General features: G+C 70.4%; 11 protein-coding genes. 7 read left to right on the forward strand and 4 right to left on the reverse strand.

Annotated features, from left to right (window positions below):
• Positions 1-198: 198 nt before the first annotated feature.
• Positions 199-774, forward strand: coding sequence for a hypothetical protein (locus G6O68_RS15935; protein WP_165249532.1), 576 nt, complete (start codon positions 199-201; stop codon positions 772-774).
• A 53-nt stretch (positions 775-827) separates the two neighbouring features.
• On the forward strand, positions 828-1286 hold the full coding sequence (locus G6O68_RS15940; RefSeq protein ID WP_165249534.1) for a hypothetical protein: 459 nt from the start codon (positions 828-830) through the stop codon (positions 1284-1286).
• A 9-nt stretch (positions 1287-1295) separates the two neighbouring features.
• Here G6O68_RS15940 and G6O68_RS15945 read toward each other — a convergent pair whose 3' ends face one another.
• Positions 1296-1838, reverse strand: coding sequence for a hypothetical protein (locus G6O68_RS15945; RefSeq protein WP_165249536.1), 543 nt, complete (start codon positions 1836-1838; stop codon positions 1296-1298).
• A gap of 383 nt (positions 1839-2221) precedes the next feature.
• Between G6O68_RS15945 and G6O68_RS15950 the strand changes: the two genes are divergently transcribed.
• Complete coding sequence (locus G6O68_RS15950) at positions 2222-4558, forward strand: PSD1 and planctomycete cytochrome C domain-containing protein (RefSeq protein WP_165249538.1); 2337 nt, start codon at positions 2222-2224, stop codon at positions 4556-4558.
• A gap of 46 nt (positions 4559-4604) precedes the next feature.
• On the forward strand, positions 4605-6047 hold the full coding sequence (locus G6O68_RS15955) for a DUF1501 domain-containing protein (RefSeq protein WP_165249610.1): 1443 nt from the start codon (positions 4605-4607) through the stop codon (positions 6045-6047).
• A gap of 187 nt (positions 6048-6234) precedes the next feature.
• On the opposite strand, the gene G6O68_RS15960 is transcribed toward G6O68_RS15955, so the two are convergent.
• Positions 6235-6384, reverse strand: a complete 150-nt coding sequence (locus G6O68_RS15960) for a hypothetical protein (RefSeq protein ID WP_165249540.1) — start codon at positions 6382-6384, stop codon at positions 6235-6237.
• 339 nt (positions 6385-6723) lie between these two features.
• Between G6O68_RS15960 and G6O68_RS15965 the strand changes: the two genes are divergently transcribed.
• From G6O68_RS15965 to G6O68_RS15975, 3 genes are all read left to right on the forward strand, one after another.
• Entirely contained in the window at positions 6724-9174 is a 2451-nt protein-coding gene (locus G6O68_RS15965; RefSeq protein WP_165249542.1) for a glycoside hydrolase family 95 protein, read from the forward strand.
• Positions 9175-9194: 20 nt separating this feature from the next.
• Entirely contained in the window at positions 9195-9821 is a 627-nt protein-coding gene (locus G6O68_RS15970; protein WP_165249544.1) for a Uma2 family endonuclease, read from the forward strand.
• 220 nt (positions 9822-10041) lie between these two features.
• A complete protein-coding gene (locus G6O68_RS15975) occupies positions 10042-10578 on the forward strand; it encodes a hypothetical protein (RefSeq protein WP_165249546.1) in 537 nt (178 codons plus the stop codon).
• An 86-nt stretch (positions 10579-10664) separates the two neighbouring features.
• Here G6O68_RS15975 and G6O68_RS15980 read toward each other — a convergent pair whose 3' ends face one another.
• Both G6O68_RS15980 and G6O68_RS15985 read right to left on the reverse strand, forming a co-directional pair.
• Positions 10665-11120: a TIGR03067 domain-containing protein gene (locus tag G6O68_RS15980; protein ID WP_165249548.1), complete on the reverse strand. Its 456-nt coding sequence runs from the start codon at positions 11118-11120 to the stop codon at positions 10665-10667.
• A gap of 17 nt (positions 11121-11137) precedes the next feature.
• Positions 11138-12619: a DUF1501 domain-containing protein gene (locus tag G6O68_RS15985; RefSeq protein ID WP_165249550.1), complete on the reverse strand. Its 1482-nt coding sequence runs from the start codon at positions 12617-12619 to the stop codon at positions 11138-11140.
• Positions 12620-12679: the final 60 nt, after the last annotated feature.

Consider the following 12679-nt stretch of genomic DNA (forward strand, 5'->3'; position numbering starts at 1 on the left):
GGGATCATTCTTCGGCGGGGCGTCGCATTGTTGAACGACCCTTCAACTTTACCAGGACGGCAAGGCCGCCGGGAAGCGCATTCCGGCCGGGGCGGCCCTCGTCGGCGTCTGTCGCGACGGATACGATGGATACGTCGCCGACGGCGCGGGCGGTCGTCCGGCCCGCGTACGCTTCACCTCGGATCTCGGGGGATCTTCATGCGCAAGATCGGCCCCTTCGTCGTCCTCGGCCTCCTCGCCCTGGCGATCCTGAGCAGCTTCCCGATCATCCGCCGGTCGGGCTCCACCTGCGTCGTCTGCCGCCTCTGGAGGCGTGACGTCAGCCTGGGGCTCACCTGGACCGCGTATCAAGAGACCGAGTGCAGCCGTTACTACGCGGAGCACGTCGAGCCGGTTCACCAACACGTCTGGGGGCGGACGAGCTGCGCGACCCTGGTCAACGTCTTCGGGAGGCCGGTCGGGGTCGCCTGCGGCGATCGCCATCCGATCCTGAGCCTGGACTCGGAGGATCAGATGGCAATCTATCGGCACTTCGAGGACCCGGCCGAGGCGAGGCGGATGTTCCTCGAAACCGGCGGGGAAGGGCCCCGGGACTGGGAGCGTGGCCGGCTGATCGTTTCCGCGATCGCGGACTGGTATGTGGCCGGTCTCCCCGGCGAATGGGAGTCCTGGCGTGACCGATGCCTCGCCCAACACCCCGGCGGAGACGACGAGGCCCTCCACGGCCCGCCCGACCTCCGACGGGCCGACCCGGACCGCCCGCCGGTTCGATAAGGGGGCGGTCGCGTGATCCTCGTTCCAGTCGACCCTTTGCGGAAACCACCACGATGCTCGACGGCCCGCCGGATCTCATCGCGATCGACCACGACGAGTCCACGGCCAGGCACGTCGGCCGCACGGCGGACGGCCGTCAGTTCTTCCTGACCAACCCCTTCGTGCCGACGAACGAGCCAGGCGCGGACGGCGGCGGCGAGTTCGTCGCCCTCTACCTGTTCGACCCGGCGGGGAAGCTCCTCGAAGCCCGGATCGACGCTTTCGGCCCGAGTGCGACCGTGGACGAGGCCGAGTGGCGCCGGGTGTACGAGGAGCGTCTCCGCGAGTTGGGCGACGTCGCCTTGGGGCGGATCGAGGTCGCCCCTTTCGCGATCGAGCGGTTCGGCGTGGAGTTCGGCCTCGTCCCCCGCGAGCCGGAGGAGGACGAGGACGACGTGTGGGCCGTCGAGGCCCAGCCGGGCAACTACATGGCGTTCTTCGAGCCCTGGGATTCGGGCGACTACGACACCTGAGCCGGGCCCTCAGGCGGCCTTCCGCCGCCGTCGGTAGCGACGGGCGACGACGAGCAGCGACGACCAGACGCCGATCGACGACAGCACCAGCGCCGACGGCTCGGGCACGGCCCCGGTCGAGGCGACGACCGAGCCCGAGGCCACCGTGCGGACGCCCGCGGCGGCCTGCCACTCGTACGAGCCGGACGACAGCGCCGTGGTGCCGGTCGTCGCGATCGGCGTCGCGAAGATCAGGCGGAGTTCGGCAGCCCCCTGGGTGAGCTGGAAATAGCTGGCGAGATTGTTCGTGTAGAAGGTCGAGTTCGCCAGCGTGTAGGTCGTCGGCGCGTAGCTGAACCCGTTGACCATCGCGGCCGAGGCCGTCAGGTCGGCCCCCAGCAGGGTCGTCAGGTCGTCGCTCAGGGTGAACGTGCCCGAGAGCGTCCCCGCCGGCAAGCTCCCCAACGCCAGGTTCACGTCCGTCAGGGTGTACACCACGTTTGCCGAAGACCGAGAAGCCGACGCCCCGACGATCAGGCAGGCCAGGGCCGTCATCCGCAAGATGCCTCGCATTCGCTCTCCTCGAAGGAATTCAGGCCGCATGGACGGGCGGGCGACGACCTCGTCCCGTCCCACCCTCTTTCTACGTTCATGCAGGCGTGCGGGGACGCGCGATGGGTCGGGAATCGCCCCGGGCTGACCGTCCGGCCGCGGCGCGTCGCCCTGATGAGACGCGGCGTGGCCGATTCGCCACGGGGCCGCTCGCGATCGCGGTCGGGTCGGCCGGCCCCCGCCCGGAGTGGGCCTTGAACGGCGACGCGCGATCGTGCCACAATGAGCCGAGACGGTGGCGGCCGCCGAGCACCCTCTGCGAACCGCCGCGCCCGCCCGCCTGGACCCTTGGTCGGCCGCCCTCCCTCGACGAGATATCGGCCTGAGACGGGAGTCGCATTCCGATGCACCGATACGCGGCATGGTTCGGCACGGCGGCGACGGCGATGAGCCTCGCGGCGAGGGCCGACGATCGGGTCGACTACAACCGGGACGTCCGGCCGATCTTCTCCAAGAACTGCTTCGCCTGCCACGGGCCCGACGAGGGGGACCGCAAGGCGGATCTCCGGCTCGACCTCCGCGACGAGGCCGTTAAGGCTTCCGAGGAGCGTGACGCCGCCCTCGTCCCCGGCGACCCCGAGTCGAGCACGGCCCTGGAGCGCATCCTCGAAGCGGACGACACCCTCCGCATGCCCCCGCGCAAGGCGGGGCCGAGGCTCGCCGAGGCCGAGGTCGAGACCCTCCGCAAGTGGGTGGAGCAGGGGGCCGAATACGCCGAGCACTGGGCGCTGGTCGCCCCCCAGGCCCGCCTCGCGCCGGCCGTCTCCGACCCGTCGTGGCCGCGATCGCCGCTCGACGCCTTCATCCTGGCCCGGCTGGATCGCGAGGGGATGAAGCCCTCGCCCGAGGCCGACCGCCCCACGCTCCTGCGACGCCTCAGCCTGGACCTGCGCGGCCTGCCGCCGACGATTGACGAGGTCCGCGCGTTCGCCGCCGACGCCGCGCCCGACGCCTACGAGCGGGCCGTCGAGCGCTACCTGGCCGACCCCGCCTTCGGCGAGCGCTGGGCGCGGCCGTGGCTCGACCTGGCCCGCTACGCCGACTCCGCCGGCTACGGCTCGGACCCGCTCCGTACGATCTGGGGCTATCGCGACTGGCTGATCGACGCCCTCAATCGCAACCTGCCCTACGACCGGTTCACGATCGAGCAGATCGCCGGCGACCTCCTCCCGAACGCGACCGACCGCCAGAGGGCCGCGACCGCGTTCCACCGCAACACGATGACCAACACCGAGGGGGGGACCGACGACGAGGAGTTCCGCGTCGCCGCGATCAAGGACCGCGTGGACGTCACGTTCCAGGCCTGGATGGGCCTGACGATGGGCTGCGCCAAGTGCCACTCGCACAAGTACGACCCGATCTCGCACGAGGAGTACTACAGCGCCTTCGCCGTCTTCAACCAGACGGCCGACGCGGACCTCCCGGACGAGTCCCCCGTCATGCCCTGGATCACCCCGGAGGAGGCCGAACGGCTGAAGAAGGTCGACGCCCGCCTCGCCGAGCTGAAGGCCGGGCTCGACGCGATCGTCGGCCCCCCCGCCCCGGCGCTCCGCGACGCGATCGCCGGGGCCGAGAAGGAGAAGGCCGCCGTCCCGACGCTGCCGATCATGGCCGAGCTTCCCCCCGAGAAGCACCGCGTCACGAAGATCCTGCTGAAGGGCAATTTCCTGGACCCGGGCCCCGAGGTGAAGCCGGGCCTCCTCAAGGCGCTCCACGCGCCGCCCGAGGGCCGGCCCGTCGATCGGCTGGCTCTGGCGCAATGGCTCGTGGATCGGAAGAACCCGCTCACGGCCCGCGTGGCGGCGAACCGGACCTGGGCGGTCCTCTTCGGCTCGGGGATCGTCGAGACCGAGGAGGACTTCGGCACCCAGGGCGAGCTTCCCAGCCACCCCGAGCTGCTCGACCGCCTGGCCGTCGACTTCATGGATTCGGGATGGGACGTGAAGGCGATGATCCGCCGGATGGTGACCTCGGCGACCTATCGCCAGTCCTCGAAGGCCGCGCCCGAGATGATCGAGAAGGACCCCAAGAACCGGCTGCTGGCGCGGGCGCCCCGCGTGCGGCTGGACGCCGAATCCGTGCGCGACCAGGCGCTGGCGTTCGCCGGGCTGCTCGGCCGCAAGGTCGGCGGGCCGAGCGTCTTCCCGGTCCAGCCGGACGGGCTCTGGCAGGCCGCGTTCAACGGCCAGCGGACCTGGACGACGAGCCCGGGCGTCGAACGCCACCGCCGGGGACTCTACACCTTCTGGCGCCGCACCGTGCCGTATCCGTCGATGTCCGCCTTCGACGCCCCCAGCCGCGAGATCTGCGCCGTCAAGCGCGTCCGCACCAACACGCCGCTCCAGGCGCTCGTCACCCTGAACGACCCGGTCTACGTCGAGGCGGCGCAGGCGCTGGCCCGGCGGATCGTCCGCGAGGGGGGGAGTTCGCCCGAGGAGCGCGCCCGGTACGGCCTGGAAGTCTGCCTGGGGCGCCCGCCCCGGGACGAGCAGGTGGCGCAGCTCGTCGCCCTGCATGCGGCCCAGCGCGACCGCTACCGGGCCGACCCGTCCGCCGCCTCGGCCATCGCGACCGAACCCCTCGGCCCCTTGCCGGAAGGGATGGACCCGGCCGATCTCGCCGCGTGGACGGCCGTGGCCAACGTGCTCCTGAACCTCGACGCCGTGCTGACCAGGGGGTGACGCCGTGGGCCTCGACGCGAACCTCGACCTGAACCAGATCTTCCGCATGCGGCTCGCCCGCGCGGAGACCCGGCGCCAGTTCCTCAGGCGGTCCCAGACCGGCCTGGGGGCGATCGCGCTGGCGTCCTTGATGGGCCGCGGCGCCCTCGCCGACCCGTCGGCCGCCGCCGACTCCGCCGCGCCGACGATCCCCCGGCGGCCGGCCAGGGCCAAGAGCGTCATCTATCTGCACATGTCGGGCGGCCCGCCGCAGCAGGACCTGTTCGACTACAAGCCGCTCCTGAACAAGCACCACATGGAGCCCTGCCCGGAGGAGCTGCTGAAGGGCCAGCGGTTCGCCTTCATCAAGGGGCGGCCGAAGATGCTGGGCTCCCCCCACAAGTTCGCCAGGCGGGGCCAGAGCGGCCAGTGGATGAGCGACCTGCTGCCGCACACCGCCGGCGTGATCGACGAGGCGGCCGTCGTCCGCTCGATGTTCACCTCCGAGTTCAACCACGCCCCGGCCGAGCTGTTCATGTTCACCGGCTCCCCGCGCAACGGCGGCGCGGCGATGGGCTCGTGGATCACCTACGGGCTGGGCTCGGAGAACCAGGACCTCCCCGGCTTCGTGGTGATGATCAGCGGCGGGACCGACCCCACCGGCGGCAAGGCCCTGTGGAGCACCGGCTTCCTCCCCAGCGTCTTCCAGGGCGTGCAGTGCCGGACCGTGGGCGACCCGGTCCTCTACGTCGGCGACCCCAAGGGGATGACCCGCGAGGACCGCCGCCGCACCCTCGACGCCATCAACAGCCTGAACGAGATGGAGGCCCGGGAGCACGGCGACCCGGAGACCCTGACGCGCATCGCCCAGTACGAGCTGGCCTTCCGCATGCAGGCCAGCGTCCCGGACGTGATGGACGTCTCCCGCGAGCCCGAGGCGATCCGCGAGGAGTACGGCGCCACGCCCGGCGCGGCCTCGTTCGCCAACAACTGCCTGCTCGCCCGCCGCCTGGTCGAGCGCGGGGTGCGCTACGTCCAGCTCTTCGACTGGGGATGGGACTGCCACGGCACCGGCGCCGGCGACGACATCGTGAATCAACTTCCCAAGAAATGCAAGGACGTCGATAAGCCGATCGCCGCCCTGGTGCGCGACCTCAAGCGCCGGGGGATGCTCGACGAGACCATCGTCGTCTGGGGGGGCGAGTTCGGCCGGACCTCGATGAACGAGGCCCGGGGCGGCTCCACGTTCCTGGGCCGCGACCACCACCCCCACTGCTTCACCCTGTGGGCGGCCGGCGGCGGGATCAAGCCCGGCGCGACCGTCGGCGCGACCGACGAGCTGGGCTCCTCGATCGTCGAGGACCCGATGCCCGTGCACGACCTCCAGGCCACGATCCTCCACCTCCTCGGCCTGGACCCGTTCACGTTCCGCTATCCCTACCAGGGCCTCCAGCAGCGCCTGATCGGCGTGGAGGACGGCGTCCGCGTCCGCAAGGAACTGCTGGCCTAGCGCCGACGCCCCACGCGGCGACGCATGCCGACGTCGGGATGATTCGATCGGGCCGGAAACGCCGACGCGGCGCCGGGGGATGGATCCCGCCCGGCGCCGCGTCTTTTTGGTGAAGGACTCGAAGGTGGGAACGATCCCGGAGCGGGCAAGTCTCGGAAGTCTCCTGGGAAGGGATGCGGACTCGTCGTTACTTCTGACCCCACAGGACCGTGCGCAGTCGGATGCCGCCCGCCGCGTCGGCGTCGAACATGCCTTCCTGGAACCACCGCGTCCAGCCCCGAGTCCTGCGAGATTCCCGGCGGACCCCGTAGATCTTGCGACGCTTCTTCGGGCTCATAGTCGCCTCCGTGTGGGGAGATCGGACTTGGCAAAGAGAAGACGAGAAGACAGGAACGATCGACTCCAATCGCAATCCTCGTACCACGCCGCGGCCTGACGCCGGAAATCTCGACGACGCGCCGGGCGGGACCGCCGAGGATGAGGGTCGGCCCCGCCCGGACGGGCGAAAAGGCCGCAAATCGGCGACCGACCGATGTCGCGACGCCACGGCCGGGGCCCTGATGGCGACGGCGCATCGCGCGTGCTACGCTCGATTCCTTGGCAGGATCGCATCCAGCCTGGGCAAAAATTCGCCAGCGGCACCCCATTTCTACAAACGCGGAAGGCGGCCGAGATCATGACTCCGAAGCCTGGCCGGATCCGACCGCGCGTCGTCGCTCGCTCGGCTCGTCCCATTCAAGCGTTCGCGTGGCTGTTGATCCTCCTGGCGGAGCATGCGTGGGCCCAGGCTCCCGACCCGGCCCCGCCCCGGCTCTGGTACGACCGGCCCGCCGCCGAATGGCTGGAGGCCCTGCCGCTGGGCGACGGCTCGCTCGGCGCGATGGCGTACGGCGGCGTGCCGTCCGAGCGCATCCAGCTCAACGACGCCACCCTCTGGTCGGGCGGCCCGAAGGATTGCGACAATCCCGAGGCCCTGAAGGCCCTCCCCGAGCTCCGCCGCCTGATCCGAGACGGCCGCCACGCCGAGGCCGACCGGCTCGCGAAGAAGATGATGGGCCCGTACACGCAGACGTACCTGCCGATGGGCGACCTGACGCTCGACTTCGGCGGGCACGCGGGCGCGCCGACCGATTACCGACGGTCGCTCGACCTGGATTCGGCCGTCGCGTCGACGTCCTACACCGCGGGGGGCGTCGCCTTCACGCGCGAGGCCTTCGTGTCGCATTCCGACCGGGTCCTGGTCGTGCGGCTGACCGCGAGCCGCCCCGGCGCGCTGGCGTTCGGGGCGAGGCTCGGCAGCCGGCTCCGGTTCCGCACCCGGGCCGACGACGGCGCCCTCGTCCTGCGGGGCAGGGCCCCCGCGCACGTCGACCCGATCTACTACGACCGGCCGGACCCCGTCGTCTACTCCGACGACGAAGGCATGGAGTTCGAGGTTCGCCTCCGGGCCGCGTCGGACGGCGACGTCGCCGTCGAGGCCGACGCGCTGAGGGTCTCCGGGGCGACGACCGCGACCCTGGTCCTCGCGGCGGCGACGAGCTACAACGGCTTCGACAGGTCCCCCGCGAAGGCGGGCGTCGACCCGGCGCCGATCGCCGCCGGCCGGGTCGCCCGGGCCGTCGCCAAGCCCTACGACGATCTCCTGCGCGATCATATCCAGGATCATCGGAGTCTTTTCCGACGCGTGGCGATCGATCTCGGCCCGCCCCCGCCCGGCGCGGCGGACGTCCCGACCGACGAACGGGTGCGGCGGTTCGGCGCGAAGGATCCCGGCCTGGTCGCCCTGCACTTCCAGTACGGCCGCTACCTGCTGATCGCGAGCGCCCGCCCCGGCGGCCAGCCGCCCAACCTGCAGGGGCTCTGGAACGACGAGGTCCGCGCCCCCTGGAGCAGCAACTACACCGTCAACATCAACGCCCAGATGAACCACTGGCCGGCCGAGACGACGAACCTGGCCGAGTGCCACGAGCCGCTGTTCGGCCTGATCCGCGAACTGGCCGTCAACGGCGCCAGGACGGCCCGCGTGAACTACGGCTGCGGCGGCTGGGTCTCGCACCACAACGTGGACCTCTGGCGGCAGTCGGCCCCGGTGGGGGACTACGGCCACGGCGACGCGAGCTGGGCCCTCTGGCCGATGTCCGGCCCCTGGCTCTGCCGACATCTCTGGGACCATTACGCGTTCGGCGGCGACGAGGCGTACCTGCGCGAGACGGCCTATCCGTTGATGAAAGGGGCGGCGGAATTCTGCCTGGACTTCCTGACCGACGACGGCCGAGGCCGGCTGGTCACGTCGCCTTCAACGTCGCCGGAGAACCTGTTCGTCTCGCCCGACGGCCGGCCCGCCTCGGTGGGCGAGGCGAGCACGATGGACCTGATGCTGATCCACGACCTGTTCACGCACTGCATCGCCGCGACCAAGGTCCTGGGCGTCGACGCGCCGTTCCGCGAGCGGCTGGAGACGGCCCTGGCGAAGTTGCTCCCGCTCCAGGTCGGCCCCGACGGCCGGCTCCAGGAGTGGTCGAAACCGTTCGCCGAGACGGAGCCGCACCACCGCCACCTGTCGCACCTGTGGGGCCTGTACCCCGGCGACCAGATCACGCGCGCGACGCCCGAACTGCTCGACGCCGCGCGGAAGTCGCTGATCGCCCGCAGCGACGAGGGGACCGGCTGGTCGACCGGCTGGAAGATCAGCCTCTGGGCCCGCCTGGGCGACGGCGACCACGCCTTCCGGCTCATCGAGCGGACCTTGCGGCTCGGCCCCGGCGGCGTCTACACCAACCTGTTCGGCAGCCACCCGCCGTTCCAGATGGACGGCAACTTCGCCTTCCCCGCCGGCGTGGCCGAGATGCTCGTCCAAAGTCACGAGGCCGAGGGCGAGATCCACCTGCTTCCGGCCTTGCCCCCCGCCTGGCCGACCGGCTCCGTCCAGGGCCTCCGGGCGCGGGGCGGCTTCGACGTCGACCTCACCTGGAAGGACGGCCGTCTCGCGTCGGCGACGATCCGCTCCCGCCTCGGCCGCAAGGCCGTCGTCCGCTGCGCCGGCAAGGCGGTCGCGATCGAGACGGAGCCGGGGGGAGCGTATACAATCGAGGCGAGTTTGGGCGTACGGCCCGTCCCCGAAGGATGAGCCGATGTGGAGCCGTTCCCATGACCACGCCCGTCGTCTGGCATGACGTCAGCCCCCACCTCAACTCGCGGCTATCGAGGCTGAGCGTGGAGCAGTACGATCGCCTCATCGAGGCCGGCGCCCTCTTCGATCCCGAGGAGGTCGAGCTGATCGAAGGGTTGCTGGTGACCAAAATGGGCCGGAACCGTCCCCAGGTCCTGGCCGGCAAGCTCGGCCTCGCGGCGCTCCAGAGGATCGTCCCCGAGGGCTGGCACGTCGCGAAGGAGGACCCGATCACGGCGTCCGACTGGAGCAAGCCGGAGCCGGACCTGGCCGTGATCCGGGGCGGCATCGGCGATTACGCCGAGCGGGACGTGACCGCCGCCGACGTCGGCCTGGTCGTCGAGATCGCCGAGTCGAGCCTGGCCGTCGATCGCGAAGTCATGGGCCGGCTGCTGTATGCGGCGGGCGGCATCCCGTGCTACTGGATCGTCAACCTCGTCGACGACCCAATCGAAGTCTACGCCGACCCGGACGCACAAGCGAGCTATCGCATGGGCCTCGAATGCCGGCGTGGCGGGTCGATCGATGTCGTGCTCGACAGCCGCCCGGCGGGACGGGTCGCCGTGGACGTCGCGTTGCCGCCGACGGCCGGTCCCGTGCGATAGGCGTCGGTCGTCAGCCCCATGAACGGCAAGGATGACGGGCGACACGTCCGAGCAAGGGCATGGCCGGTCGGCTCCGGCGATCGAGTTGGTACCCAACGTCGTCGGCCCGGACCCTCGCGTCCGAGGGGCAGGGCTGTTTGGGAAACAAATTTGGGTATGAAGGTGTCTATCAAGTTGAGCGATTGAAATGGTGGCCCCACGGCTTCGCAGGAGACCCGCCATGAAGCAGCCAGCTCGATTTGCAAACTTGCCAGCCGCGTTGCGCCTGTCGGCGATTTCAGCTCTGGCGGCGGTGATCGCGGCAATCGGCTGGAGCCAGCCGGAGGAACGGCTGGGGCGCGGCGATCGATTTGCGATCATGGCGAGGTTCTTCGCCGGCGATGCTGCTATGACAGGCGAAACGTCCTACAGGCTGAACATCGAGGCTGATCAACCGGCTGTCCAGACGATCTTCCCATGGGCGAAGGAGCCTTCGTCGACGATCGTGAGACTCAAGACCGAGGACCTCGACGAGATCCTCGATGCGGTTCGCGAGGCTGAATTCTTCAAGCTCAAGAAAGTGTACGGTAAAGCCTTCGGCTTCGGGTTCGTCCTCAGGGTGCACCTCGCCGGTAAGACTCATGCCGTCGATTTCGATCCCATCAACATGAGACCCGAAGACAAGGCGGATCTCGAACGGTTCATGCGTGTCTGGAAGGTGATCGAGGCCAAGGTCCCGCCGCCCCGTCGCGACGGTGAAAGGCTTCAGGCCGAATAGAAGAAACTCGCCAGGTGGCTTCGAGGGCCCGCCTGTCGCTGGCTGACGAGGACCAGAAACAGGCGAGAGGCCGGTCATCGAAGTGTTCACGGCTTCCGGTCGGCCTGCTCACGGTCGAAGACTTGGAGCGTGTGCCGATCGCCCGCGTCGGCCTTGAACTGCGTAGGACGCGGCTCGTCGGGGTCGGCGGTGCAGAGGGTGAGCGTGTCGCCTTCGAGCTTGTAGAGGCCGCGGACGACCTTGTCGCGGCCGGGGCCGCCGTCGGCGCGGACGTCGATCGTCTTCGGTTCGGCGGCGGGGTCGAGGACGATGGTGGAGCCGGAGAAGCTCTTGCCGTCGCGACGCCAGACGACGCGGTCGCCGTCGACGGTGCGGGTGATGGAGCGGACGATCGCCTCGGGCGTCTCCTTGCCGTCGCGGCGGAAGGAGACGGCCCGCCAGACGCCCTGGTGCCTCGCCAGCTCGGTCTTGAGCTCGGGCGAGGCCTCGGGCGCCTGGGCGATCAGCAGGGCGAGGGCCGGCAGGAGGATGCGGGTCATCATGGCGACGCGCGGATGCCTCAGCCGAAGAGCCGGGTGACGGCCTCGGCCTTGACCAGCTCGCGGGGCTGGTTCAGGTGGTTCATGACCATGGTGGCCGGGTCGATCCCGAAGGCGTGGTAGATGGTCGCCAGCAGCTCGCCGGGGTGGACGGGGTCGGTCAGCGGGGCCGAGCCGGTCTTGTCGGACGAGCCGTGGACGTGGCCGCGGCGGATCCCGGCGCCGGCGAGGACCGCGGTGTAGCAGTACGGCCAGTGGTCGCGGCCGTCGGCGCTGTTGCCGTTGCCGGACGTGCTGACGCCCTTGCGCGGGCTGCGGCCGAACTCGCCGACGGCGACGACGAGGGTCTCGTCGAGCATGCCGCGGCGGTCGAGGTCGGTCAGGAGGCCGGCGAGGCCCTGGTCGAGCATCGGGCCGGACTGGTTCTTCATCCGCTCGGTCAGGCCGGTGTGGTGGTCCCACGAGTGGTTGTCGGAGTTGGCGACCTTGGGCCAGATCACCTCGACGACCTTCGCGCCGGCCTCGACCACGCGGCGGGCCAGCAGGCAGCTCTGGCCGAACGTGGTGCGGCCGTAGAGGTCGCGGGTGGCGTCGTCCTCGGAGGCGAGGTCGAACGCCTCGCGGGCCCGGCCCGAGACGACCAGGCTGAGGGCGCGGTCGTAATACTCGTCGAGCTTGTAGTCGGCCGTGGCCTCGTCGACGGCCTTCATGCCGGCGGAGAGGGCGTCGCGGAGCTTGGCCCGGCGCTGGAGGCGGAGGGCGAAGACCTCGGGGCGGAGCTGGAGGTCGTCGACCTTGATGCGGGACATCTTCTCCATGTCCATGTCGTCGCCGTCGGGGAACAGCGTGTAGGGGTCGAACGCCTTGCCGAGGAAGCCGGCGGTCCCCCCCTTGCCGACGACGTTGCTCTCCTGGAGCGGGCGGGGGAGCATGACGAACGGCAGCATGGGGATCGTCTGCGGCTGCAGGCGGACGATCTGCGAGCCGAAGTTGGGGAAGTCCTTCGGGCTGGGGGGCTCCAGCTGGCCCGACGGGCTGACCTTGTCGGTCGTGTAGCCGGTCATCATCTGGTAGATGGCCGCGGTGTGGTTGAACAGGCCGTTGGGGGTGTAGCTCATCGACCGGACGAACGTGAACTTGTCGGTGATCGCGGCCAGCTTGGGGAGGATCTCGGTGACGTCGATCCCCGGGACCTTGGTGGGGATCCGCTTGAACTCGCTGCGGACGTTGTCCGGCACGCCGTCCTTCGGGTCCCAGAGGTCCAGGTGGCTGGGCCCCCCCTGGAGATAGACCATGATGATGCTCTTGGCGCGGCCCCAGCCGGGGGCCGACTTGGCCCCCACGGCGTCGCCGGCGCGGGCCGTGGCCGCCTGGAGCTGCAGCATGGTGCCGAGGCCGACGCCCAGCAGCCCCGACCCCCCCACGCGCAGGATGTCGCGCCGGGTCGTCCCGAGCTGCGGGTCGCACAAGTCCTTGCCGGGCTGTCCGGGGACGATGATCATCGCGGGGGCTCCTAGATTGGGGATCACGCCGTGACGCTGTCTGCTGACTGGGGATCGGAG

The sequence above is a fragment of the Paludisphaera soli genome (assembly GCF_011064595.1).
Lineage (GTDB): Bacteria > Planctomycetota > Planctomycetia > Isosphaerales > Isosphaeraceae > Paludisphaera > Paludisphaera soli.

Bases quoted from the DNA above. Each gene is read 5' to 3' on its own strand.
- G6O68_RS15960 (WP_165249540.1), bottom strand. From the start codon at position 6,384: ATGAGCCCGAAGAAGCGTCGCAAGATCTACGGGGTCCGCCGGGAATCT.
- G6O68_RS15970 (WP_165249544.1), top strand. From the start codon at position 9,195: ATGACCACGCCCGTCGTCTGGCATGACGTCAGCCCCCACCTCAACTCG.
- G6O68_RS15940 (WP_165249534.1), top strand. From the start codon at position 828: ATGCTCGACGGCCCGCCGGATCTCATCGCGATCGACCACGACGAGTCC.
- G6O68_RS15950 (WP_165249538.1), top strand. From the start codon at position 2,222: ATGCACCGATACGCGGCATGGTTCGGCACGGCGGCGACGGCGATGAGC.
- G6O68_RS15965 (WP_165249542.1), top strand. From the start codon at position 6,724: ATGACTCCGAAGCCTGGCCGGATCCGACCGCGCGTCGTCGCTCGCTCG.
- G6O68_RS15935 (WP_165249532.1), top strand. From the start codon at position 199: ATGCGCAAGATCGGCCCCTTCGTCGTCCTCGGCCTCCTCGCCCTGGCG.
- G6O68_RS15980 (WP_165249548.1), bottom strand. From the start codon at position 11,120: ATGATGACCCGCATCCTCCTGCCGGCCCTCGCCCTGCTGATCGCCCAG.
- G6O68_RS15975 (WP_165249546.1), top strand. From the start codon at position 10,042: ATGAAGCAGCCAGCTCGATTTGCAAACTTGCCAGCCGCGTTGCGCCTG.
- G6O68_RS15945 (WP_165249536.1), bottom strand. From the start codon at position 1,838: ATGCGAGGCATCTTGCGGATGACGGCCCTGGCCTGCCTGATCGTCGGG.
- G6O68_RS15985 (WP_165249550.1), bottom strand. From the start codon at position 12,619: ATGATCATCGTCCCCGGACAGCCCGGCAAGGACTTGTGCGACCCGCAG.
- G6O68_RS15955 (WP_165249610.1), top strand. From the start codon at position 4,605: ATGCGGCTCGCCCGCGCGGAGACCCGGCGCCAGTTCCTCAGGCGGTCC.